The sequence below is a fragment of the Streptomyces showdoensis genome (genome assembly GCF_039535475.1).
GTDB classification, from domain to species: Bacteria; Actinomycetota; Actinomycetes; order Streptomycetales; family Streptomycetaceae; genus Streptomyces; species Streptomyces showdoensis.
This window is the reverse complement of sequence record NZ_BAAAXG010000028.1, coordinates 452,606-474,404: the sequence shown is the minus strand read 5'-3', so window position 1 is coordinate 474,404 and position 21,799 is coordinate 452,606. Positions and strand designations below refer to the sequence as shown.

Below are 21,799 nucleotides of genomic sequence, written 5' to 3'. Positions count from 1 at the left end.
ACGCCCCCGCCGGGCCCCGAGCGGCGGTCGGGCCCGGCGGTTCCTCGACGCCCTCGCCGCGGACCGGGGCCGTGGCCCCCGGGGTCCTGGGGGCCCGCGGGCTCCCGGACGGCCACCGCCCGGGCTTCAGCCCCCCACCGCCTCCCGTCCCGCCCAGTGGCAGGCCGCCGCCCGCTCCCCGGCGCCGCCGAGGACCGGCAGGTCCTCCGTCCGGCAGCGGTCCGCCACCTCGCCGGCCCGGCCCCCGGCGAGCACCTGGCAGCGGACGTGGAAGCGGCAGCCGGGCGGGACCCGCGCCGGGTCCGGCGGCTCGCCGCCGAGCACCACCGGCTCGCCCCCGGACTCCGGGAGGACCGACAGCAGCGCCTGGGTGTAGGGGTGCCGGGGGTCGGTCAGGACGGACTCGACCGGCCCGGTCTCCACGATCCGGCCCAGGTACATCACCGCCACCCGGTCCGCGATGTTCCAGGCCAGCCCCAGATCGTGCGTCACGACCAGCGCGGACAGGCCCAGTTCGTCGCGCAGCCGCAGCAGCAGCGCCAGGATCTCGCCGCGCACCGAGGCGTCCAGCGAGGCCACCGGCTCGTCCGCCACGATCAGCTCGGGCTCCAGGACCAGCGCGCCCGCGATGACCACCCGCTGCCGCTGCCCGCCGGACAGCTCGTGCGGGTACCGCAGCAGGAACCGCTCCGGCGGCCGCAGCCCCGCCCGGGACAGCGCCTCGCAGACCGCGGCCCGCTCGTCGCCCGGGTACCCGTGGATGCGCAGCCCCTCCGCCACCGCGTCGTACACCGTGTGCCGCGGGTTGAGCGAGCCGCTCGGGTCCTGGAGGACCAGCTGGGCCCGCTTCCGGTACGCCTTCAGCGCCTTCCCCGCATACGCGAGCGGCGTCCCCGCGAACGACACCTCGCCCCCGCTCGGCCGGACCAGGCCCAGCAGCGAGCGCGCCAGCGTGGTCTTGCCGCACCCCGACTCGCCGACCAGCGCCACGATCTCGCCCGCGCCGATGTCCAGGTCCACCCCGTCCACCGCCCGCGCGGCCGCCCCGCCCCGCCGCCCGGGGAAGGCCACCCGCAGCCCGCGCGCCGACAGCAGCGGTGCCGGCGCCGACGCGTCCGTTCCCGTTCCCGTTCCCGTGACGGTGCTCACCTCGTGCTCCCCACGTGTACGCAGGCCGCCCGGCGCCCCGCGCCCGCGTCCCGCAGCTCCTGGTCCTGCTCCGCGCAGAGGTCCACCGCCACCGGGCAGCGGGGGTGGAAGGTGCAGCCGCCCGGCAGCCCCGCCGGGTCCGGCGGGTCGCCCGGCAGACCGCGCGGGGCCCGCCGGGAGGCCGGGTCGCCGATGCGGGGGAACGCCGTGGACAGCGCCCGCCCGTAGGGGTGCGCGGCCGCCTCGTACACCGCCTTCGCCGGACCCTCCTCGACCACCCGGCCCGCGTACATCACCGCGAGCCGGTCGCAGGTGTCCGCTAGCACGGCCAGGTCGTGGCTGATCATCAGCAGCCCGATGTCCTGCTCGGCGACCAGCCGCTCGATCAGCCGCAGGATCTGCGCCTGGATCATCACGTCGAGCGCGGTGGTCGGCTCGTCCGCCACGATCAGCCGCGGATCGCAGGCCAGCGCCATCGCGATCATCACCCGCTGCCGCTGCCCGCCGGACAGCTCGTGCGGATAGGCTGCCGCCCGCGCGGCCGGCAGCCCCACGTGCTCCAGGAGCTCCCCGACCCGCCGCCGGGCCGCCGCCGGGGTGGCCCGGTCGTGCACCAGCAGCGGCTCGGCGATCTGGTCGCCGATCCGCCGCACCGCGTTCAGCGAGTGCATGGCGCCCTGGAAGACGATCGACGCCCCCGCCCAGCGGACCGCGCGCAGCCGCCCCCACTTCATGGTGAGGACGTCCTCGCCGTCCAGCAGGATCTCCCCGGTCATCCGGGCCGAGGCGGGCAGCAGCCGCAGCAGCGCGAGCGCCATCGTCGACTTCCCGCAGCCGGACTCGCCGGCCACCCCCAGCTTGGTCCCGGCGGGCAGGCTCAGGTCGACCCCGCGCACGGCGGGGACGGCGGCCGCCCCGGAGCCGTACGTCACGCTCAGGTCCCGTACCTCCAGCAGGGTCATCGACCCACCCCCAGCTTCGGGTTGAGCACGGACTCCACGGCCCGCCCGCACAGCGTGAACGCGAGCGCGACCAGGGCGATGGCGATGCCGGGCGGGGCCAGGTACCACCAGTGGCCGGACGAGACGGCGCCCGCCTCCCGGGCGTCCTGGAGCATCCCGCCCCAGGAGACCACGGTCGGGTCGCCGAGGCCGAGGAAGGCCAGGGTCGCCTCGGTGAGGATGGCCGTCGAGATGCCGAGCGTGGTCTGGGCGAGCACGAGCGGCATCACGTTCGGCAGCACGTGCCGGGACATGACGTGCCCGTGCCCGCCGCCGAGCGCGGTCGCCCGTTCGATGTACGGGCGGGACTCCACTGCGATCGTCTGCGCCCGCACCAGCCGGGCCGTCGTCGGCCAGCTGGTCACGCCGATCGCGAGGACCACCGTCCACATCGAGCGGGACATCACGGTCGCGAGGACGATGGCCAGGACCAGCGTCGGCATCACCAGGAACCAGTCGGTGATCCGCATGACGAGGGTGGAGAACCAGCCGCCGTAGTGCCCGGCGACGATCCCCACGAGGGTGCCGATGGCGACGGAGAGGGTCGCCGCGAGCAGCCCCACGAGCAGCGAGATCCGCGCGCCCCACACCAGCAGGCCGAGCAGCGAGCGCCCGAACTGGTCGGTGCCGAGGGGGAACTCGGCGCTCGGCGGCTCCAGGGCGGTGCCCGGGGCGTCGGTCACCGACTGCACGTCGGCGCCGACGGTCCACGGCGCGGTGAGGGCGAGCAGGGCGATCAGGGCGAGGCCCAGCAGGCCGTAGAGACCGGCCCGGTGGGTGCGGTAGGACGTCCAGAAGCGGGCGACGCTGCCGCGTCGGCGTTCCCAGGTCAGAGAGGTCATCGGCCCACCCGGGGGTCGAGCAGCGGATAGAGCAGGTCGGCGATCAGGTTCATCACGATCATCGCGCCGGCGAAGACCACGAACAGGCCCTGCACCAAGGGCAGGTCGGGCACGCTGAGCGCCTGGTAGAACAGCCCGCCGAGCCCCGGCCAGGAGAACACCGTCTCCACCAGGATCGACCCGGCCACCACGTGCCCGAGGTTGATGAAGACCATGGTGACCGTCGGCAGCAGCGCGTTCGGCACGGCGTGCCGGCGCCGTACGGCGTCGTCGCGCAGCCCCTTCGCCCGGGCGGTGGTCAGATAGTCGCCGCCCATCTCGTCGAGCAGCGAGGAGCGCATCACCAGCAGGGTCTGCGCGTAGCCGACGGCGACCAGGGTGAGCACCGGGAGCACCATGTGGTGGGCCACGTCGAGCGCGTACCCGAATCCGGTCTCGCCGGTGCCCGACTCCATGCCGCCGGTCGGGAAGAGCCCCGGGATCGGGCCCATGCCCACCGAGAACACGATGATCAGCAGCAGCCCGAGCCAGAACGACGGAACCGACCACAGGGTCAGCGCGACGCCCGTGTTGAGCCGGTCGCCGAGGCTGCCGTGCCGCCAGGCGGAGCGGGTGCCCAGCCACAGCCCGAGCGCCGAGTAGAGCACCACGGCCGTGCCGGTGAGCAGCAGGGTCGCGGGGAGCTTCTGGGCGATGAGCTCGCCGACCGGCGCGCGGAACTGGAAGGAGGTGCCGAGGTCGCCGCTCAGCGCCTTGGCGCAGTAGTCGGCGAACTGCTGGAGCAGCGGCTGGTCGAGGCCGAACTGGTGCCGCAGAGTGGCCAGTTGCTCGGCCGAGGTCGGCAGTCCGTGGGTCATCGCCTTGACCGGGTCGCCGGGGATGATCCGGAACAGGAAGAAGCTGGTGACGAGCACGGCGAGGAGGGAGACGGCCGCGCCGGCCACCTTCCCCGCCGCGTGGCGCAGATACGCGAGGGCGGCGGCGGACCGTGGTGCGCCGCCCTCCGCGGCCCGGACCGGCTCGGTCCGGGCCACGGAGGCGGGAGTGCTTGCGCTCGTCACCGGCTACTCGCGGTCGTCGGAGGTGGAACGGCGGCGCAGGCCGAGGAAGATCCCGAGGCCGACGACCAGCACCACGGCGGCGCCGATCCCGACGATCACCCCGGTGGAGGAGGACCCGGACGTCCCGTCGGAGGCCTGGGCGGCGGGCACGGCCGACCACCAGCTCCAGTAGCCGTCCTGGCCCCAGAGGTTGCCGGCCGCCTCGGGCATCGTGGTGATGGAGCGGATCTGGTCGGTGCGGTACGCCTCCAGGGCGTTCGGGTACGCGAGGACGTTCATGTACCCGGTGTCGTACAGCCGCGACTGCATCTGCTTGACCAGCGCGGACCGCTTGGCGGCGTCGTACTCGACGGCCTGCTGCGCGTACAGCGCGTCGAAGCGCGGGTCGCAGATGAAGTTGTCGGTGGCGCCGGAGTCCTTCGGGGTCGCGGGCAGCGCCCCGCAGGTGTGGATCGACAGGACGTAGTCCGGGTCCGGGTTGACCGACCAGCCGTCGAAGGCGAGGTCGTAGTCGCCCTTGACCCAGGGGTCCGAGACGCTGTCGAGGCACTCGACCTTCAGCCCGATGCCCAGCTTCCCCCACCACTCCTGGAGGTACTTGCCGACCGCCTTGTCGTTCGGGTCGGTGGCGTGGCACAGGATGCGGAAGTCGAGCGGCTTGCCGTCCTTGCCGACCCGCTTGCCCTCGCCGTTCTGCCTGTACCCGGCGGCGTCCAGGACCTGCCCGGCCTTCGCGGGGTCGTAGCCGCGCCTCTGCCCGGCGTCGGGCTGCCAGAAGTAGGAGCCGAAGCGCGGCGGGATGTAGCCCTCGCCCTCGACGGCGTGGCCCTGGAAGACCTTGTCCACGAGGGTGGCGCGGTCCACGGCGAGGAAGAGCGCCTTGCGCACCTCGGGGTCGAGCAGCGCCTTGTTCCCGTTGCCGAAGGCCTTGCCGTCCCTGGCGCGGGCGCCGGGGTTGGTGGCCAGCGCGAAGAAGCGGCGGCCGGGGGCGTCGTTGACCTTGATGTCCGGCTGGGACTTCAGCGCGGCGGCCTGGGCGGGCGTCAGGTTCGGTACGAAGGACACCTCGCCCTTCTGGAGGGCGGCGACGGCCGCGTCCCCGTCCTTGTAGTACTTGAAGACCAGCTCGTCGAACTTGGGCGCCCCGCGCCAGAAGCCCTTGTTGGGCTTGAGCTTGATGTACTGGTCGACCTTGAAGTCCGTGATGACGAACGGGCCGTTGCCGACGATCGGGAACTGCTTGTCGTTGTTGAACTTGGAGAAGTCGGAGACCTTCTCCCAGACGTGCTTGGGCACGATCGGCACGTCCAGTGCCGTCATCGTCGCCTGCGGCTTCTTCAGCTCGATGACGAGGGTCTGCGGGTCGGGCGCGCTGACCTTCTTGAAGTTGGCCGTGAAGCTGCCGTTGGCGGTGGCCGCGTTCGGGTCGGTCATCATCTTCCGGAAGGTCCACGCCGCGTCCTCGGCGGTGGCCTGCTGCCCGTCGGACCACTTCGAGTCCTTGCGGATCGTGTAGGTCCAGGTGAGCTTGTCCGGCGAGGACCGCCACGCGGTCGCCAGGCCCGGGACGGTGCGCGCGTCCTTCGGGTCGAAGTTGGTCAGGTACTCGTAGGCCAGCCGGTGGATGCTGGTGGAGACCAGCTTCTGGGCGAGGAAGGGCGAGAGCGAGTCGACGCTCTGCGAGACGGCGACGGTGAGCGTGGTGCCGGAGCCCTCCTTGCCGTCGGCCGCCGCGGAGGCCTGCGCCGTCTGCGGGACGGCCATGAGCGAGGCGGCGGCGACACCGCCCGCGACGGCCAGCCGGAGGGCTCTGTGGAGGGGTGCCGGACGGGGTGGAGCCTTCGTGACCATGACCATGGGACGTGACCTCGCGTCGGGATGCGTGCGTCGTGGGATGTGCCGTGGATCTTGGGCTGACGATGGATGAAGCGAAGGTGTATCAGCGGTGGTCTGCCGTCGTCAACGATGTCTCAAACCCCGTGTGGACTGCGGGAATGCCAAAAGCCCCCGTACCGGAACACCGGTTCGGGGGCTCATTGGTCTACTCCTGTGACGCCCTACTGCTGAGGGGCTGGCGGCGGCTGCGGAGGCTGCTGCTGGGGCCAGTTGGGCGGCGGGACCTGCCCCTGCGGATCGGCCTGCGGCGGGAGCGGCTGCGCCGGAGGCTGCTGCCAGCCCTGCGGCACGGCGGGCTGGCCAGGCTGCGCCCCGTACGGCTGTCCGGGTGCGGGCGGTGCTCCGTACGGCTGACCCGGCTGCGGGTAGGGCTGGCCCGGATAGGGCTGCCCGGGCGCGGGCTGACCCTGCGGGGGGTAGGCCTGCGGCGGGTACGGCTGACCGGGCGCCGGCTGACCGGGCATCGGCTGGCCCGGCATCGGCTGGCCGGGTGCGGCCTGGCCCGGCATCTGGTGGCCCGGCATCGGCGGGGCCATGTGCGGCGGCAGCCCGCCCTGCCCGTCGCCGGTCCACAGGCCCTGCGCCTGCTGCGCCCGCACGAAGTCCTCCGCCACCATCGCGGAGAGGTGGAAGTACGCCTCACGGGTCTTGGGCCGCATCATGTCGAGGTCGACCTCGGCGCCCGCCGCCAGGTGCTCGTCGAAGGGCACGACGACCACGCCGCGGCAGCGCGTCTGGAAGTGCTGCACGATGTCCTCGACCTTGATCATCTTGCCGGTCTCGCGAACCCCCGAGATGACGGTGATCGACCGCTGCACCAGCTCCGCGTAGCCGTGCGCGGAGAGCCAGTCGAGCGTCGTGGAGGCGCTGGAGGCGCCGTCCACGGACGGCGTGGAGATGATGATCAGCTGATCGGCCAGGTCGAGCACCCCGCGCATCGCGCTGTAGAGCAGACCGGTGCCGGAGTCGGTCAGGATGATCGGGTACTGCTTGCCCAGGACGTCGATCGCCCGCCGGTAGTCCTCGTCGTTGAAGGTCGTCGAGACGGCCGGGTCCACGTCGTTGGCGAGGATCTCCAGACCGGACGGCGCCTGCGAGGTGAACCGGCGGATGTCCATGTACGAGTTGAGGTACGGGATCGCCTGCACCAGATCGCGGATGGTCGCCCCGGTCTCGCGGCGCACCCTGCGCCCGAGCGTGCCCGCGTCCGGGTTGGCGTCGATCGCCAGGATCTTGTCCTGCCGCTCGGTGGCGAGGGTCGCGCCCAGCGCGGTGGTCGTCGTGGTCTTGCCGACGCCGCCCTTGAGCGAGATGACCGCGATCCGGTAGCAGGAGAGCACCGGCGTCCGGATCAGCTCCAGCTTCCGCTGCCGCTCCGCCTCCTCCTTCTTGCCGCCCAGCTTGAACCGGGCCGAAGCGCCGGGATTGCGGCTGGACTTGGGCTTCTGCTTGTTGTTGCGCAGCAGCCGGTCGGAGGAGAGCTCGACGGCCGCGTTGTACCCGAGCGGGGCACCCGGCACGGACCGCTCGCGCTGGTCGTGCGTCACGGCCGTCGGCCACGCGGCCCCGGTGCGCGGATCGACCGGCGAGGGCATGGGCGCGGGCGGCACGACGTAGTCCGGCGGAAGGCTGCCGGGCTGCGGCGACTGCGGGGCGTGCGGTGCCTGCGGCGGTACGGGTGCGGGCGGCACGTCCTGCGGCTGGCCCGGGTGCGGGAAGCCGTACCCGGCCTGCGGGGGCTGGGCCTGGCCGGGGAACGGCTGCGGCGGGCCGGGCTGCGGGAAGCCGTACCCGCCCTGCGGCGCCTGCGGCGGTACGGGTGCGGGCGGCACGTCCTGCGGCTGGCCCGGGTGCGGGAAGCCGTACCCGGCCTGCGGGGGCTGGGGCGGTACGGGTGCGGGCGGCACGTCCTGCGGCTGGGGCTGGCCCGGGTGCGGGAAGCCGTACCCGGCCTGCGGGGGCTGGGGGGCCTGCGGCGGCTGCGGCTGGGCCTGGCCCGGGAACGGCTGCGGCTGCTCGCCGACGGGAGGCTGCGGGAACCCGTATCCCCCCTGCGGCGGCTGCGGCGCGGGCACCGGCGGGGCGGGCCAGGACGCTGCGGCGGGCAGCGGCGCGGCGGGCGGCTGCTCGCCGGGGGTCGCCTGGGCGGGCCACTGCGGGGCGGGCGCGGGCGTCGCGGGCTGGAACGAGGGCGGCAGCGGCGGCAGTCCGGCGCTCTGCGGCGGCACGGGGGCCACGCCGGGCGCGGGCTGGGGCTGGACCGGCGGCAGGCCGGGGCCCGGGACGCCGTCCTGCGGCCCGGCGGGCGCGGGCACCGGCGGGGCGGGCTGGACCGGCTCCACGGGCGGGGTGTCCTGTGACGGGGCCGGAACCTGTTCGGCGACGGGCGCGGCGGCCTGGACCGGCGGCAGCCCCTCGGCCACGGGCTCCTGCGGCCCGGCGTCCGGGGCGGTCTCGGGCTCGGCCTCGGCGCGGTTGTCGTCGCCGGTCGCCTCGGTCGCCTCGGGCGTCCCGCAAGTGGCGTCCGGCGCCTCCGCCTCGGTGTCCGCCGGGTCGGCCTCGCCGCTCGGGGCGGTCTCGTCCGCGGCCTCGGCCGGGTCGTCGGCGCCCGCGACCGGCGCGGGGACGGCGGCAGGCTCGGGGGCCGGCTCAGGGGCCGGCTCAGGGGCCGACTCAGGGGTCGGCGCAGCGGCCGGGGCGTCCGCCGCCGGCCCGGGCGTCACCGCCGCGGCCTCGGGCGTCCCGCTCGTGTCCAGGGACGCGACGGGAGCGGCGACGGGCGCGGCCGGGGCGACGACGGGCGCGGCCGGGGTCGCCGGCGGAGCCTGGTCCGGGGCGGGCCCGTCCGCGGAGCGCTCCTCCATCTCGCGCTTCAGCGCGGCGGGGGAGAAGCGCATGGTCGCACCGCTCTCCACGTCGCCACCGCCGAAGGGCGTCGGCGCGACGGGCGCGGGCGCGGCCGGAGCCGGGACGACCGGTGCGGGGGCGACGGGCACGGCGGGGGCGGCAGGAGCGGGAGGCGCCGCGGGCGCGGGCATCGGGGCCGCGGGCGGGGGCGTCGGCGTCGGGGCCCAGGTCGGCTCGAAGCCGCCGCTCGCCGGGAGGCCCGGCACCGCGACCGGCGCCCCGGTCGGCGGGGGAGGCGTGGCCGTGCCACCGGCCGAACCGCCCGACGCGTTCTGGGTGTACCAGGCCGGAGGGGTGTAGTCGATGGTGAACTCACCCGTCATCTCGGCGGCGTCCGCGTCGGACTGATCGTCGACGGGCGGGTTCCAACCCCCCTTGATCTCGTCCCGATCGCCGTTCACTTTGCCTCCTGGTGTGGTCGCGCACCCTTGTGCCGTCATGGGCGGGCCTTCCCACCCTAAACGCCAACCGTGCCCGTCGGGCAGGGCCGACGGCCCCCCGCCGCGCCCCGCGCGGAACACGCCCGGGCCCCAAGTGACCCACGCGTACCGGAGCGTGAAACCCCCGGTGAATCAAACGCATATGAAAGCGGACGGATGGGCCTGTTTCGCTCGCCCGTCCCGCGGTCCCGGCCGCTCAGTCCATCCGGCGCGCGCCGCCCAACAATCCGGTCTCGGCGTCCGTGGCCTGCGTCATCACGAACTGCCGGTCGCCCGGCGTGCACCACAGGGTCACGCCGTCGGCGAGCGTCGACAGCGCCTCCGACTCGGCGCGCTGCAGGCCCATGATGCGCCCGATCTGCGTGGCCTCGTCGGGGGACACCCGCTGGACCCCGACCAGCGAGGACTTCTCCAGGAGCCGCGGGGCCACCGGGCTGAGATAGGGGAGCAGGGTCACGACGGACTGCCAGGGCCCGGACACGACCCGGCCGCGCGGCGGCCGCATGCCGCAGTCGCGGATGACGACCACGGGGCTGCCGGCCGAGGCGCCCTGCGGCGGCACCCGGCCCACGTCGTGCAGGGTGATGCAGGGCTGCCCGCCGCCCGCGGCCTGGGCGAGCGCGGTCCACGCCTGCGCGCGGCCGGTCTCGACGGCGATCCGGGCGCCGGTCGCCGCCGCCCGCAGCGCCAGGACCTGCGCGGTCCACAGGCCGCCGATCAGCGTCACGTCGTACGGGCTCGGCCGGTTGATGCCGAGCACGGCCGGCCGGCCCTCGGCGTCCACGCCGACGACCAGGCCGTCGTCGCCCACCGGCAGGGCCAGCGCACCGAGTTGGTCGAGGGGGACGGAGTGGCGGTCCCGGCGCGGGCCGATCAGCCCGAAGCCGAACCGGGGCTTGGTGCCCCGCCCCGTACGCCGTCCGGCGCCACGCGACCCACCCCCGCCGGAGGCGGCCCGCCGCGCGGGCGCCCCGGCCGGACGTCCGCCGGACACCCCGGACCCCACGGCGCCGGGCAGGCCGGGCGCCCCACCGGGGACGGGGCCCCCGGGCGTCCCGACGGGCTGGCCCGCGCCCATGCCCGGACCCGTCGCCGGTCCGTTCGCCGGAGTCGACATCAGCGCGCACCCCCCAGCGGCAGCGTCGCCAGCATGCCCGGGACCTGTTCGCGGTCGAGCCGCACCAGACCCGTCTTCACGCCGCGCGCCGCGCGCTCCAGTTCGTGCCGGGCGGCCACCAGCTCCTCGTCGCTGCGCCCGGTGATCCGTACGTGTCCGGTGACCGTCACCTCCTGACGGTCACCGCCGCTCAGCGTCAGGCTGAACGTCGTCGCCAGCGCGGGCAGCGAGGTCAGCAGCGCCACCAGCTGCGGCATCGACGCCCCCGCGCCGCCCGCGCCGCCCAGCTGGGGCCAGCGCCCCACCCAGTACGTCGTGTGCCGCCGGTCGTCCACCCGCCAGGTCCGCGCCGTCTCCTGGGTCCGCCGCGCCTGCGCCTGCCCGCGGCCCGCCTGCGCTATCGCCATCGGGCTGGCACAGGTCGAGGTGGCGAGCGCGGCGGTCAGCTCCTGCTCGGTGAGGACGGTGGCCCGGAACCCGGCCCCGGCCAGCCGGCTCGCCAGCTGGTCCGCCGCCCGCACGACGCACTTCTGCGCGCCCTCCAGACCGCCGCCGCGCGCCTCCACCGCCTCCGGGCACAGCTCCGGGTCCAGCTTGAGCGCGATCCACGTGATGCGGAGCGCGGGCGAACCCGTCTGCGCCTGCAGCGGCGCGTAGTTGCGGGTGGCCATCGACTGCGCCGGCAGGTGCGGCGCGGGCGCCGGCTGGGTGTGCTGCACGATCTGCGCGGACTCCAGCCGGATGCCGTCCACCGACAGCACCTCACGGACGAGCCCGACCGGAAGCGGCCATGCCGAGCGGTCCGGGCGCAGCGCCGTGGCCTCGGACTCGACCCGCACCACCGCGGTGAGGAAGGTGCCGTCGCCGATCATCCCGACCGGACGCCGGTCGCGGTCGCTGTACGCGTAGGTCCGCAGCGCCGGGTCGCACTCGACGACCGGGGCGAGCCCCGGCTCGGTGCCCTCCGGGACGGTCAGCGAACCGGCCCGGCGGGTCCGTGCCCGCAGCGCGAAGAAGGTGGACAGCCACTCCGGCAGCGAACGCCGGTGCCGGCGCACCACCGCCAGCAGCACGAGCAGCGCCGCGACCACTCCCGCGGGGACCAGCATCAGCTTGTCGACGACCGCGGCCACGAGCAGCAGCGCCGCCGCGACCTCGATCAGCACGAGCTGTTGCAATCGGAACGAACCGAAGTGCCCGGGGCGCGCCTGGAGTCGCGGCGCCACCGAGGACGGAACGGGCGAACCGGGCCCCGGAGAAGGGGAGACGGGGGGCGCGGAAGAAGACGTGGCGGCAGTGGGCCGCGTCCGCGTCGCGGAAGCCATGATGGAGAATCCCCCTCAATTCGTCCGATCACCCTGGCCCGCCAGGCCATTGGCGGCTGGATCACCCTACCCGCCCCACGGGCACGGGCGGACAGCAGGCATAGTAGGGGGCCGGTCCGACAGCCGGAGCCCGGGCGCCATGCTCCCCGGACTTCCGAGCGAAGACTGCGCCTGACGAAAATGGGGACTCATGGCATCACGGCGGGACGAGCTCAACGCGTACACCTTTGCGAAGAAGCGCACGGTCGCGGCATTCCTCCAACCCTCTCCGTCGGGTACGGAGGAGGGGGCGCCCAGGCCGCTGCGGGCGGTCGTCCCCGGCCTGATCATCGGCGCGCTGGTGCTCGCCGGGTTCGGGGCCTGGGGCATGTTCAAGCCCACGGCCCCCAAGGGCTGGGACAAGCCCGGCACCAAGGTGATCGTCGGCAAGCAGTCGACCACCCGCTACGTGGTGCTCACCACCGGCACGGGCAAGGACCGGAAGACCCTGCTGCACCCGGTGCTCAACCTGGCCTCCGCCCGGCTGCTGCTCAACCCCGACGACTTCCAGGTCATCCAGGTCGACGACAAGGAGCTCGACAAGGGCAAGCCGCCGCGCGGCCCGATCCTCGGCATCCCGTACGCTCCCGACCGGCTCCCCGGCGCCGAGGACGCGGGCACCGCCAAGCGCTGGGCGGTGTGCGAGCAGCCCGGCGGCGGCAACGGCGACGGCGTGCAGAAGGCCACCTTCCTCTTCGCCAAGCGCGACCTCGGCCGCACGGACGACAAGGGCAGGCTGGGCCCCGGCCAGGTCCTGTACGTGAAGGGGCAGAAGGAGAGCGCCCAGTACCTCGTCGACCACACGGGCACCAAGTACCGGGTCAACGAGAAGGCGCTCAACCTCACCACCGTCCTCTTCGGCGTCAACCGGCAGCCGCAGCAGGTGACCGACGACTGGCTGGCCACCCTGAAGACCGGCACCCCCGTCGACTATCCCGAGATCCCCGGCACCATCGGTGCCGACGCCGGCGTCAACGGCGGCCTCACCCAGGCCCAGGACAAGGTCGGCATGGTGCTGCTCGCGCAGACCGGCTCCGGCCCGCAGCACTACCTGGTGCTCCAGGGCAGGGTGCAGCCGGTCACCGCCTTCACCGCCTGGCTGCTCACCAACTCCCCGCAGACCAAGGACCTGGGCATGAAGGGCTCGCCCAGCGGCGTCAGCCTGGGCCAGCTCAGCCCCGACGCCACCCCGTTCGCCGCCGACCGCCGCTGGCCCGAGCGGAAGTCCGAGCAGGCCAACTCCGTCGGCGGCGCGGGCGCCCGCGACACCGTCTGCTCGGTCCTGCAGAGCGTCGGCCCCAAGGGCGAGACGACCCTGTCGACCTGGGCGGGCACCAAGTACCCCGCCGACATCACCGCCGGCGGCACCAGCACGTACGTCACCCCCGGCACCGGACTGCTCTACACCCAGGTCCAGGGCCGGCAGACCGCGGCCGAAGGCTCGCTCTTCCTCGTCACCGACACCGGTCTGCGCTACGCCGTGCAGGCCAACGGGGACAGCGACAAGGGCCGTTCCGAGATCGGAGCGGGGGATCAGCGGCAGACCGACGGGCGCCCGGAACCCTCCGACGCGCAGAAGCGTCTCGGCTACGAGAAGGTCACTCCGGTGCCCGTCCCGATGGAGTGGTCGGAGTTCCTGTCCAAGGGCCCGCGCCTCGACACCAACAGCGCGCGCCAGCCGCAGGGTTCGTGAAGGGGGTGGAGCGGATGACGAGGTACCGTGCGGCGGCCCTGCTCGCCGCGACGACCCTCACCGGCCTGCTCGCGGTGCCGCCCGCCGCGTACGCGGAGGGCATCCAGCGGCCGGCCGGTCTGGACGGCAGCGGCGAGTGCACCTTCCCCATGAAGAAGCAGATCGAGGGCATCCCCTGGGCGCTCCAGCGGGTGCTGCTCGACGAGCTGTGGCAGGACACCAAGGGCGAGGGCGTCCGGGTCGCCGTCATCGACACCGGCGTGGACGACGTCAACCCGCAGCTGAAGCGCGCGGTGGACGCCAAGGCGGGCAAGGACTACCTGAAGCCCGACAAGGAGAACCCGGGCCCGGGCGACGCCACCCGGGGCAAGACCGACGGCACCGTGGACGAGGTCGGCCACGGCACCAAGGTCGCCGGGATCATCGCCGCCCGCCCCGCCAAGGGCACCGGCTTCGTCGGCCTGGCCCCCGAGGCCATGATCATCCCGATCCGGCAGAACGACGAGAAGAACAGCGGCAAGTCCGACACGATGGCCGAGGCGATCGACTACGCGCGCACCAAGGGCGCGCACGTCATCAACATCTCCCAGGACACCGCCCAGCCCCTCGGACCGGACTCCGCCATGGCCAAGGCCGTGGCCCGGGCCGTCGCGGCGGACATCGTGGTCGTCGCCTCCGCGGGCAACGACGGCATCGACGGCAAATCCAAGAACACCTACCCCGCGGCCTTCCCGGGGGTGCTCGCCGTCGGCTCCTCGGACCGCAACAACGAACGCGCCGCGTTCTCCCAGTCGGGCCCCTTCGTGGGCGTCGCCGCCCCCGGCGTCGACATCGTCTCCACCGTCCCGGGCGGCGGCCAGTGCGTCGACAACGGGACCAGTTTCTCCGCCCCGTACGTCGCCGGCGTCGCCGCCCTGCTGCGCGCCAAGCACAAGGACTGGAGCGCCGCGCAGATCATCACCAGGATCGAGCAGACCGCGGTCCGGTCGATCAACGGCCATGACATACACGTGGGTTGGGGCGTCATCGACCCGGTACGGGCGCTCGCCGACACGGCCGGCGACCCCGCCCCCCTGAGCAGCCCCACCCCGGACCCGGGCCCGCCGAAGCCGGCGGCTCCCGAACCGGCCCGCATGGCGATGTCGGAGACGCCCCAGGAGCGCTCCGAACGGCTCGCCACCTATGCGTTGGGAATCGGCGCCGTGCTGGTGGCGGTGGTCGCCGGAGCGGCCGCCGTGATCCGCGACAGCCGGCGCCGGAGACCGGCCCGGTGAGCCAAGTATCCGGTGGGTACTTTGCAGTTGGAACTACCGTCCCCAATGGCTAGAGTGACGGTCGGGGGCACGGCAGTGCGATCCCAGCACGGGGGCGGCATCAAGAGATACCCGTCCGTATCACGTTCGGAAGGCCCGGCGGCCCGACCGCCGCCGCCACCGAAGGAAGAAGGGGCAAGATGTCGAAAGACCTGAACGTAACCAGTGCCGAACAAGTCAAGCTCGCCGGCCGGATCCAGGACTTCCACGACGAGCTCCAGGCCCGCATCACCTCCCTCAACGGCGTGGTGGACCGCATCCAGGCGGGCTGGCAGGGCGCTGCGAGCAAGGAGTACGACCGGGTTCAGAACGACCTGAACCAGCGTCTGCGCAACATGCGCGTCGAGCTCGTGAAGCTCGAAGAGGTCATGCGCATGAGCGCCGACGGCTTCACGCAGGAGGAGGAGGACCGCATCCGGTCCTTCCGCAAGATGGACGACACCACGGGTGGCCAGAGCGCCATCCTCGGCATGGCCTGAGCCACGCCCTCCTCCCGCGTCTCTACACTCCAGGAGCCACGAACATGACTACTGCGGTCAATTACGACACCGTGACCCAGGCGGCGGGCGACGTCCGCCTGACGGCCAGCCAGCTCGGCCAGAAGCTCGAGGACCTCATGACCGAGGTCAACCGCGTCGCCTCCAACTGGGAGGGCGAGGCGAAGGTCGCGTACCGCGAGAGCCAGGACCGCCTGACCAAGGACATGGCGGGCATGAACCACGACCTGGGGCGCATCGCCCAGCTCCTCGACGAGTCGGTCGTCGGCTACCGGGACACCGACAAGGGCAACGCGGCCCGCTTCCGCATGATGATGTGATCCCACGTCGCTGACGCCGAGGGGGTGGCCCGTGAGACACGGGCCACCCCCTCGCGCATGTGCGGACGCACGCTACTTCAGGTCGAACTCGCCGTCCCGCGCCCCGAGCACGAAGGCGTCCCACTCGGCCTTCGTGTAGCGCAGCACGGTCTCCTTGTCGAGCGAGGACCGCATCGCCACCCCGCCGCCCGGCAGATACGCGATCTCGACCCGCTCCTCGTCCGGACTGGTCCCGGGAGCCCCCTGCCACTCGACCCCCGAGATGTCGAGGGCGTAGAGCTCTTCCTTCACGCGTTCCCGGTCCTGGGCGTCAGTCATCGGCGCGGTCCTTATCTGTGCTGATCAGTCCTGTGAACGAGCCTGCGCGCCAGCCTATCGACGAGGACGCCCGCCCCGGGACCGTAAGACGAAACGGTCCCGGGGCGGGCGTCGGAGCTGCTAAGCGCGGTCAGGCAGCCACCCCAGCTGCACCAGCGGCATCCCGCGCTTGCGGGAGACGAAGGTGCCGCGGCCCGGAGGCATCGGCCTGGCGCGGACGTTGCCGAGGATGTCGCCCTCGCCCGGGTCGCCGGAGAGGATCACGCCCTGGGCGCCGAGCTCCTTCGCGCGCTGCATGAACGGCTCGTACATCGCGCGGGAGGCGCCGGCGGCGCTGCGGGCCACGATGAAGCGGATGCCGACGTCGCGGGCGAACGGCAGGTTCTCCACCAGGACCTGCAAAGGGTTGCCCGAGTTCGTCGCGACCAGCTCGAAGTCGTCGATCAGGACGTAGAGCTGCGGTCCCGTCCACCAGCTGCGGTCGCGCAACTGCTGAGGGGTGATGTCCGGCTTCGGGGCGCGCTTGGTCATCACCGTGTTGATCGCGTCCATGTGCATCTGCATGGCCGAGGCCATCGGCGCGTACTCCAGCAGGTGCGAGGGCGCCACCGCCTCCAGCATCGTGCGCCGGTAGTCGCCGACCACGATCCTGGCCTGCTCCGGCGTGTAGCGCTCGCACAGCTGCTTGGCGATGAGCCGCAGCAGCGCGGTCTTGCCGGACTCGCTCTCGCCGAAGATCAGGAAGAACGGGTCCGACTCGAAGTCGACGAACACCGGCTCCAGGTTCGTCTCGTCGATGCCGATCGCGATGCCGTGCTGCGGGTACTCGAAGCCCTTCGGCAGCTGCTCCGCAGGCAGCCGGCGCGGCAGCAGCCGCACGGCCGGGGCCGGGGCGCCCGCCCAGGCGGCCTTCACGGACTGGACGAAGGCGGCCGCGCCGTCGGAGAGGTCCACCGCCGAACTCGACCCGTCGATGCGCGGCAGCGCGCCCATGAAGTGCAGCTTCTCCGGCACCTGGCCGCGCCCGGGCACGCCCGGCGGCACGTTCGCCGCGACCTTGCGGTCGAACTCGGAGTCCATGACGTCACCGAGCCGCAGCTCCAGACGCCCCAGCATCTGGTCCTTGAGGGCCGCCCGCACCTCCATGTAACGGGCCGCGGTGATCACCACGTGGATGCCGTAGCCCAGACCGCGCGCCGCGAGGTCCGAGACGACCGGCTCCAGCATGTCGTAGTCGTTGCGGAAACCGCCCCAGCCGTCCACCACCAGGAACACGTCGCCCCAGGCCTCGCCCGGGAGTTCACCGGCCGCGCGCTTGCGCCGGTAGGTCGCGATGGAGTCGATGTTGTTCGCGCGGAAGAACTCCTCCCGCCGGTTCAGCACCCCCATCACCTCGGCGACCGTCCGCCGCACCCGCTCCGGGTCCAGCCGCGAGGCCACCCCGCCGACGTGTGGCAGATCGGCCAGCGAGGACATGCCGCCACCGCCGAAGTCCAGGCAGTAGAACTGCACCTCGGCCGGCGTGTGGGTGAGCGCGAACGACGAGACCAGCGTGCGCATCAGCGTCGACTTGCCGGACTGCGGACCGCCGACCACCATCATGTGGCCCGCCGCACCCGAGAAGTCCCGGTACAGCACCTCGCGCCGCTGCTCGAAGGGCTTGTCGATGAGACCCAGCGGCACGGTGAGACCGCCGGGGCGGGTGTACTCCGTCGCCGTCAGCCCCCGGTCCGCGGTCTGCGCGAGCCCCGGCAGCAGCTGGTCCAGCGTGGGCGCCTGGTCGAGCGGCGGCAGCCACACCTGGTGGGCCGGCACGCCCTGCCCCTCGAGACGGCGCACGATCACGTCGAGGACGGTGTCCGCGAGCGCCTCGTCCTCCTCGGCGCGCTGCGCCGTCAGATACGCCGGGTCGGGCGCCGCGTACACCACCGGCACCGGCGAGGCCGTGAACAGCGCGGGCCGCCGCTCGATCGGCAGCTGCCCGGCCTCCAGCCGCGGACCGCCCGTACGGTACGTCCCCGAGACGTACGCCGCCTTGAAGCGGGTCATCTCGTCCGTACCGAACTTCAGGTAGCCCGAACCCGGCACCGACGGCAGGTGGTACGCGTCCGGCACGCCGATCGCCGTGCGCGACTCCGCCGCCGAGAAGGTCCGCAGACCGATCCGGTACGAGAGGTACGTGTCCAGGCCGCGCAGCTTGCCCTCCTCCAGGCGCTGCGAGGCCAGCAGCAGATGCACGCCCAGCGAACGCCCGATGCGGCCGATCTGGATGAACATGTCGATGAAGTCCGGCTTGGCGGTGAGGAGTTCGGAGAACTCGTCGATCACCAGGACCAGCGAGGCCAGCGGCTCCAGCGGAGCGCCCGCCGCCCGCGCCTTCTCGTAGTCGTGGATGTTCGCGTAGTTGCCCGCCGACCGCAGCAGCTCCTGGCGCCGCTGCAGCTCGCCGCGGATCGCGTCGCCCATGCGGTCGACCAGCGTCAGGTCGTCCGACAGGTTGGTGATGACCGCCGCCACGTGCGGCATCTGCGACATGCCCGCGAAGGTCGCGCCGCCCTTGAAGTCCGCGAGGACGAAGTTCAGCGTCTCCGAGGAGTGCGTCACCGCGAGGCCGAGCACCAGCGTCCGCAGCAGCTCCGACTTGCCGGAACCCGTCGCGCCCACGCACAGACCGTGCGGGCCCATGCCCTCCTGCGCGGCCTCCTTCAGGTCCAGCATGACCGGCTGCCCGTCCTCGCCGACGCCGATCGGCACCCGCAGCCGCTCCGCGACCGACCGCGGCCGCCAGGTGCGCGCCACGTCCACGGAGGCGGCGTCGCCGAGGTTCAGCAGGTCCGTGAAGTCCAGGTTGGCCAGCAGCGGCTCGTCGTCGTCCCCGCCGCCCATCCGCAGCGGCGCCAGCTGCCGGGCCAGCGCCTCCGCGGCCGGCAGCGACATCCCGTCCGGCAGGCCCTCGTACGCGAAGCCGCCGCCCGACTCCAGGCGCAGCCGTCCCGGCCGCACGACCACGGACAGGCCGCCGCGCGGCTCGTCGAGCTCACCGGAGACCACCTCGACGATGGTCACGCCCTGCAGCCCCTCGGCCGCCGCGAACAGCGAGTCCGGCGGCACCATGCCGCCGTCGAGCACCACCACCACGTGCGGCTGGTCCAGGACCGGCTGGTTGTCCCGGCTGAACCGGGGCCGCCCGTCGAGGCGCCCGCGGATCAACTGCTCCAGCTCGCCCAGGTCGTCGCCGAACAGGCGCTTGGTGCCCGCCCCGTCGACCGTCCCCGGCACCTGCGCGTGCGGCAGCCACTTCGTCCAGTCCCAGCGCTCCTGCGCACCCCGCGCCGCGACCACGGCCAGCATCAGGTCGTCGGGGGAGTGCAGGGTCACCAGCTGCGCCACCAGACCGCGCGCGGCGGACTGCGCCGACTCCGGGTCACCGGAGACCGTCACGTGGTAGAACGCCCGCATCGACACCGCCATCGGCAGCCCGTCCAGCGTCCCGTGCACGGCGAGGAACTGCTGCATCGCACCCGCACACAGCGGCTCCAGCTCGTCCACCGGCGCCGTGTCCGGCGCGACCAGGGGAGTGGCCAGCTGCTGCGCGCCCAGACCGATGCGCGCCTGCGCGAAGTCGTGGTCGCCGACCCGCCGCTCCCACAGCCGCGAGCCCTCCGCCACCACCGACCACAACTGCTCCGGCGCCGGGTGCAGATACAGCTGCGCGTCCCGCTGACGACGGGCCGTCCGGCGCACCGTACGCCGGGTCTGCGCGAGGTATTTGAGGTAGTCCCGCCGCACATCGGCCATTTGCCCCTGCGTACCGCGGCGGAATCTCACGAACTGGGCGATGGCCATCGCGACCGTCGACGCCAGCATCAGGACGCCCATGATCCGCATGATCGGCGAGGGCGTCATGAAGAAGAACACCACCGACGAGCCCATGCCCAGCATCGGGAGGAGCTGCATCAGCGCGGACTCCTGCTGCCCGCGCGGAAGTTCCGGCGGAGACTCCAGGACCAGTTCCTCACCGGGTACTTCCGGAGGAAGGGACCTCGGCGGGCGTTTGACGACGATCTGGCTCACCGGCGCATCAATCCCTCGTTACGGGCGGGCTCGTGAGGGAGTCGCCGCACCTGCGCCCCCGTCGGCTGTGTTCCGTGCGGTCTCCCCCGTGAGAGCAGGATCCTACTTGCAGCCACCCGTGCCGCTCCCCGGTAGGGTGGCGCCGCACTGTGCGCAACCGCGAATCAGGGGGACCAGACACGTGAGTACGACCGCAGCGACCGGCTTCTGCCGTGTCACCGTCGTGGCGCCGGACAGTCGCATCGACGTCGCACTCCCCGAGGACATCGCCGTCGCCGACGTCTACCCGGAGATCCTCCGGCTCACCGGGCAGACCCAGCCGGCCGGCGCCCCCACCGGCTACCACCTGGTCCGGCGCGACGGCTCCGTCCTCGACGGCGCCCGCACGCTCGCCGCCCAGCAGGTCCTCGACGGCGAGGTGCTCTCGCTGCGCCCCTTCGCCCAGTCGCTGCCGCCGGCCGTCTTCGACGACGTCTCCGACGCCGTCGCCTCCGCCGTCACCCGCGACCGGCACCTGTGGAGCGACGAGCTGCTGCGCGGCGCCGGCCTCGTCGGCGGCGTGCTGCTCCTCGTCCTCATGGGCTTCGTCCTCTGGTTCGCCGACCCGCTCCGCCACGACATGCACAGCCTGCCCGGCGTCATCGCGGGCGCCGTCGGCGTGCTGCTCACCGCCTTCGCGGGCGTCCGCGCCCGGGTCTACGGCGACCGCGCCACCGCCGTCGCCCTGGGCCTCGGCGCGCTGCCGCTGCTGCTCATCGCCGGCTCCGGCATCATCGCGCCCGACGCGGGCCAGGGCCCCGGCCGCCTCCAGTTCCTGCTCGGCTGCGTCACCGTCCTGGTCGCCGCCGTCACCCTGGTCGCGCTCACCCCGAGCGGCGACGCCCCCTTCGTCGCGGCCACCTTCCTGGCCACCGTCGGCACCCTCGCCACCTTCCTGGCGATCCTCACCGAGGCCTCCGCCACCGGGACCGCGGCCGTCTGCGTGCCCGTCGCCATCGGCCTGGTCGCCTTCCTGCCCGGCCTCTCGGCCCGCTTCGCCCGCCTGCCCATCGGCTACGCCTCCCCGCGCAGCGCCGCCGAGGACGAGTTCCTCGCCGACCCGCACCAGGCCCACCAGGAGCCGCAGCCCGTCGACGGCGAGCGCATCGCGCTGCAGGCCCGCCGCGGCCACGAGATGCTGCTCGGCCTGGTCGGCGGCTGCGCGGCCGTCGTCGTCGGCTCCGCCGCGGTCCTCGGCTTCGCGGGGAACGTCTGGGGGCAGCTGCTCGCCCTCGCCGCCGGCCTGGCGATGCTGCTGCGCGCCCGGCTCTTCCGCTACACCTCGCAGGTCGCCTGCGTCCTGGTCGCCGGTCTCGCCGCCATCGCGCTGCTCATCCTCGGCCTCTCCCTGAACCCGCCGGTCGACCTGGTCAAGGACCTCGTCCTGTACGGGGACCGCGGCGGCCTCGACGTCCGTACGATCTGGCTCACCGCGGCCGTCGCGGCGGGCGCCGCCCTGGTCACCGCGATCGGCCTGATCATCCCGAGGAAGGGCCTGTCGCCCTTCTGGGGCCGGATGCTCGACCTCACCGAGGGCTTCGTCCTGCTCTCCCTGGTCCCGCTCTGCCTCGCCGTGCTCGACGTGTTCATGGCGGCCCGCTCGCTCACCAGCTAGTGACCGCCCGGTCACCGAAGGCCTCACCCGAACGGCCTCACCGGCGAGCTGGTACGCTGTGTGACGGCCGTTTGTGTACGCGCTCCCGGAAACCCCTGTTTCAGGACGGACTCGGGGAGCAGCGCTCATCGGACCTTCGCCCGCGAGTCACGG

Annotated in this window: 15 protein-coding genes; 5 read left to right on the top strand and 10 right to left on the bottom strand. The window is 73.4% G+C overall.

Going from position 1 to position 21,799, the window contains the following annotated elements:
• Positions 1-126: 126 nt before the first annotated feature.
• From ABD981_RS36755 to eccE, 8 genes are all read right to left on the bottom strand, one after another.
• A complete protein-coding gene (locus ABD981_RS36755; RefSeq protein WP_046912267.1) occupies positions 127-1,149 on the bottom strand; it encodes an oligopeptide/dipeptide ABC transporter ATP-binding protein in 1,023 nt (340 codons plus the stop codon).
• On the bottom strand, positions 1,146-2,111 hold the full coding sequence (locus ABD981_RS36750; RefSeq protein ID WP_046912266.1) for an ABC transporter ATP-binding protein: 966 nt from the start codon (positions 2,109-2,111) through the stop codon (positions 1,146-1,148). The genes ABD981_RS36755 and ABD981_RS36750 overlap by 4 nt, the downstream gene beginning before the upstream one ends.
• The gene (locus ABD981_RS36745; RefSeq protein ID WP_046912265.1) at positions 2,108-2,992 is read right to left on the bottom strand and encodes an ABC transporter permease; all 885 of its coding nucleotides are present in this window, start codon (positions 2,990-2,992) and stop codon (positions 2,108-2,110) included. The genes ABD981_RS36750 and ABD981_RS36745 overlap by 4 nt, the downstream gene beginning before the upstream one ends.
• Positions 2,989-4,053, bottom strand: coding sequence for an ABC transporter permease (locus tag ABD981_RS36740; protein ID WP_046912264.1), 1,065 nt, complete (start codon positions 4,051-4,053; stop codon positions 2,989-2,991). Before ABD981_RS36740 ends, ABD981_RS36745 begins: the two co-directional genes overlap by 4 nt.
• 3 nt (positions 4,054-4,056) lie before the next feature.
• Positions 4,057-5,904: an ABC transporter substrate-binding protein gene (locus tag ABD981_RS36735; protein WP_046912272.1), complete on the bottom strand. Its 1,848-nt coding sequence runs from the start codon at positions 5,902-5,904 to the stop codon at positions 4,057-4,059.
• Between the two features lie 206 nt (positions 5,905-6,110).
• On the bottom strand, positions 6,111-9,257 hold the full coding sequence (locus ABD981_RS36730) for an SCO5717 family growth-regulating ATPase (protein WP_345530547.1): 3,147 nt from the start codon (positions 9,255-9,257) through the stop codon (positions 6,111-6,113).
• A 235-nt stretch (positions 9,258-9,492) separates the two neighbouring features.
• Positions 9,493-10,374: a hypothetical protein gene (locus tag ABD981_RS36725; RefSeq protein ID WP_425586547.1), complete on the bottom strand. Its 882-nt coding sequence runs from the start codon at positions 10,372-10,374 to the stop codon at positions 9,493-9,495.
• A gap of 38 nt (positions 10,375-10,412) precedes the next feature.
• The gene (gene eccE, locus ABD981_RS36720; RefSeq protein WP_345530546.1) at positions 10,413-11,738 is read right to left on the bottom strand and encodes a type VII secretion protein EccE; all 1,326 of its coding nucleotides are present in this window, start codon (positions 11,736-11,738) and stop codon (positions 10,413-10,415) included.
• Between the two features lie 190 nt (positions 11,739-11,928).
• Here eccE and eccB point away from each other — a divergent pair, with 190 nt between their 5' ends.
• The 4 genes from eccB (at position 11,929) to ABD981_RS36700 (ending at position 15,600) form a co-directional block, all read left to right on the top strand.
• Entirely contained in the window at positions 11,929-13,470 is a 1,542-nt protein-coding gene (gene eccB / locus ABD981_RS36715) for a type VII secretion protein EccB (RefSeq protein ID WP_345530545.1), read from the top strand.
• A 14-nt stretch (positions 13,471-13,484) separates the two neighbouring features.
• Positions 13,485-14,744, top strand: coding sequence for a type VII secretion-associated serine protease mycosin (mycP, locus tag ABD981_RS36710; protein WP_345530544.1), 1,260 nt, complete (start codon positions 13,485-13,487; stop codon positions 14,742-14,744).
• A 179-nt stretch (positions 14,745-14,923) separates the two neighbouring features.
• Positions 14,924-15,262, top strand: coding sequence for a WXG100 family type VII secretion target (locus tag ABD981_RS36705; protein WP_345530543.1), 339 nt, complete (start codon positions 14,924-14,926; stop codon positions 15,260-15,262).
• Positions 15,263-15,306: 44 nt separating this feature from the next.
• Positions 15,307-15,600: a WXG100 family type VII secretion target gene (locus tag ABD981_RS36700; RefSeq protein WP_345530542.1), complete on the top strand. Its 294-nt coding sequence runs from the start codon at positions 15,307-15,309 to the stop codon at positions 15,598-15,600.
• 72 nt (positions 15,601-15,672) lie between these two features.
• On the opposite strand, the gene ABD981_RS36695 is transcribed toward ABD981_RS36700, so the two are convergent.
• Positions 15,673-15,918, bottom strand: a complete 246-nt coding sequence (locus tag ABD981_RS36695) for a DUF397 domain-containing protein (protein WP_132918945.1) — start codon at positions 15,916-15,918, stop codon at positions 15,673-15,675.
• Positions 15,919-16,038: 120 nt separating this feature from the next.
• On the bottom strand, positions 16,039-19,992 hold the full coding sequence (eccCa, locus tag ABD981_RS36690) for a type VII secretion protein EccCa (protein ID WP_345530541.1): 3,954 nt from the start codon (positions 19,990-19,992) through the stop codon (positions 16,039-16,041).
• A gap of 181 nt (positions 19,993-20,173) precedes the next feature.
• Here eccCa and eccD point away from each other — a divergent pair, with 181 nt between their 5' ends.
• Entirely contained in the window at positions 20,174-21,646 is a 1,473-nt protein-coding gene (eccD, locus tag ABD981_RS36685) for a type VII secretion integral membrane protein EccD (RefSeq protein WP_345530540.1), read from the top strand.
• Positions 21,647-21,799: the final 153 nt, after the last annotated feature.

Excerpts from the sequence above, each read along its gene's own strand:
- ABD981_RS36695 (WP_132918945.1), bottom strand. The coding sequence starts at position 15,918 with ATGACTGACGCCCAGGACCGGGAACGCGTGAAGGAAGAGCTCTACGCC.
- ABD981_RS36705 (WP_345530543.1), top strand. The coding sequence starts at position 14,924 with ATGTCGAAAGACCTGAACGTAACCAGTGCCGAACAAGTCAAGCTCGCC.
- ABD981_RS36700 (WP_345530542.1), top strand. The coding sequence starts at position 15,307 with ATGACTACTGCGGTCAATTACGACACCGTGACCCAGGCGGCGGGCGAC.
- ABD981_RS36745 (WP_046912265.1), bottom strand. The coding sequence starts at position 2,992 with ATGACCTCTCTGACCTGGGAACGCCGACGCGGCAGCGTCGCCCGCTTC.
- eccB (WP_345530545.1), top strand. The coding sequence starts at position 11,929 with ATGGCATCACGGCGGGACGAGCTCAACGCGTACACCTTTGCGAAGAAG.
- mycP (WP_345530544.1), top strand. The coding sequence starts at position 13,485 with ATGACGAGGTACCGTGCGGCGGCCCTGCTCGCCGCGACGACCCTCACC.
- ABD981_RS36725 (WP_425586547.1), bottom strand. The coding sequence starts at position 10,374 with ATGGGCGCGGGCCAGCCCGTCGGGACGCCCGGGGGCCCCGTCCCCGGT.
- ABD981_RS36735 (WP_046912272.1), bottom strand. The coding sequence starts at position 5,904 with ATGGTCACGAAGGCTCCACCCCGTCCGGCACCCCTCCACAGAGCCCTC.
- ABD981_RS36750 (WP_046912266.1), bottom strand. The coding sequence starts at position 2,111 with ATGACCCTGCTGGAGGTACGGGACCTGAGCGTGACGTACGGCTCCGGG.
- eccE (WP_345530546.1), bottom strand. The coding sequence starts at position 11,738 with ATGGCTTCCGCGACGCGGACGCGGCCCACTGCCGCCACGTCTTCTTCC.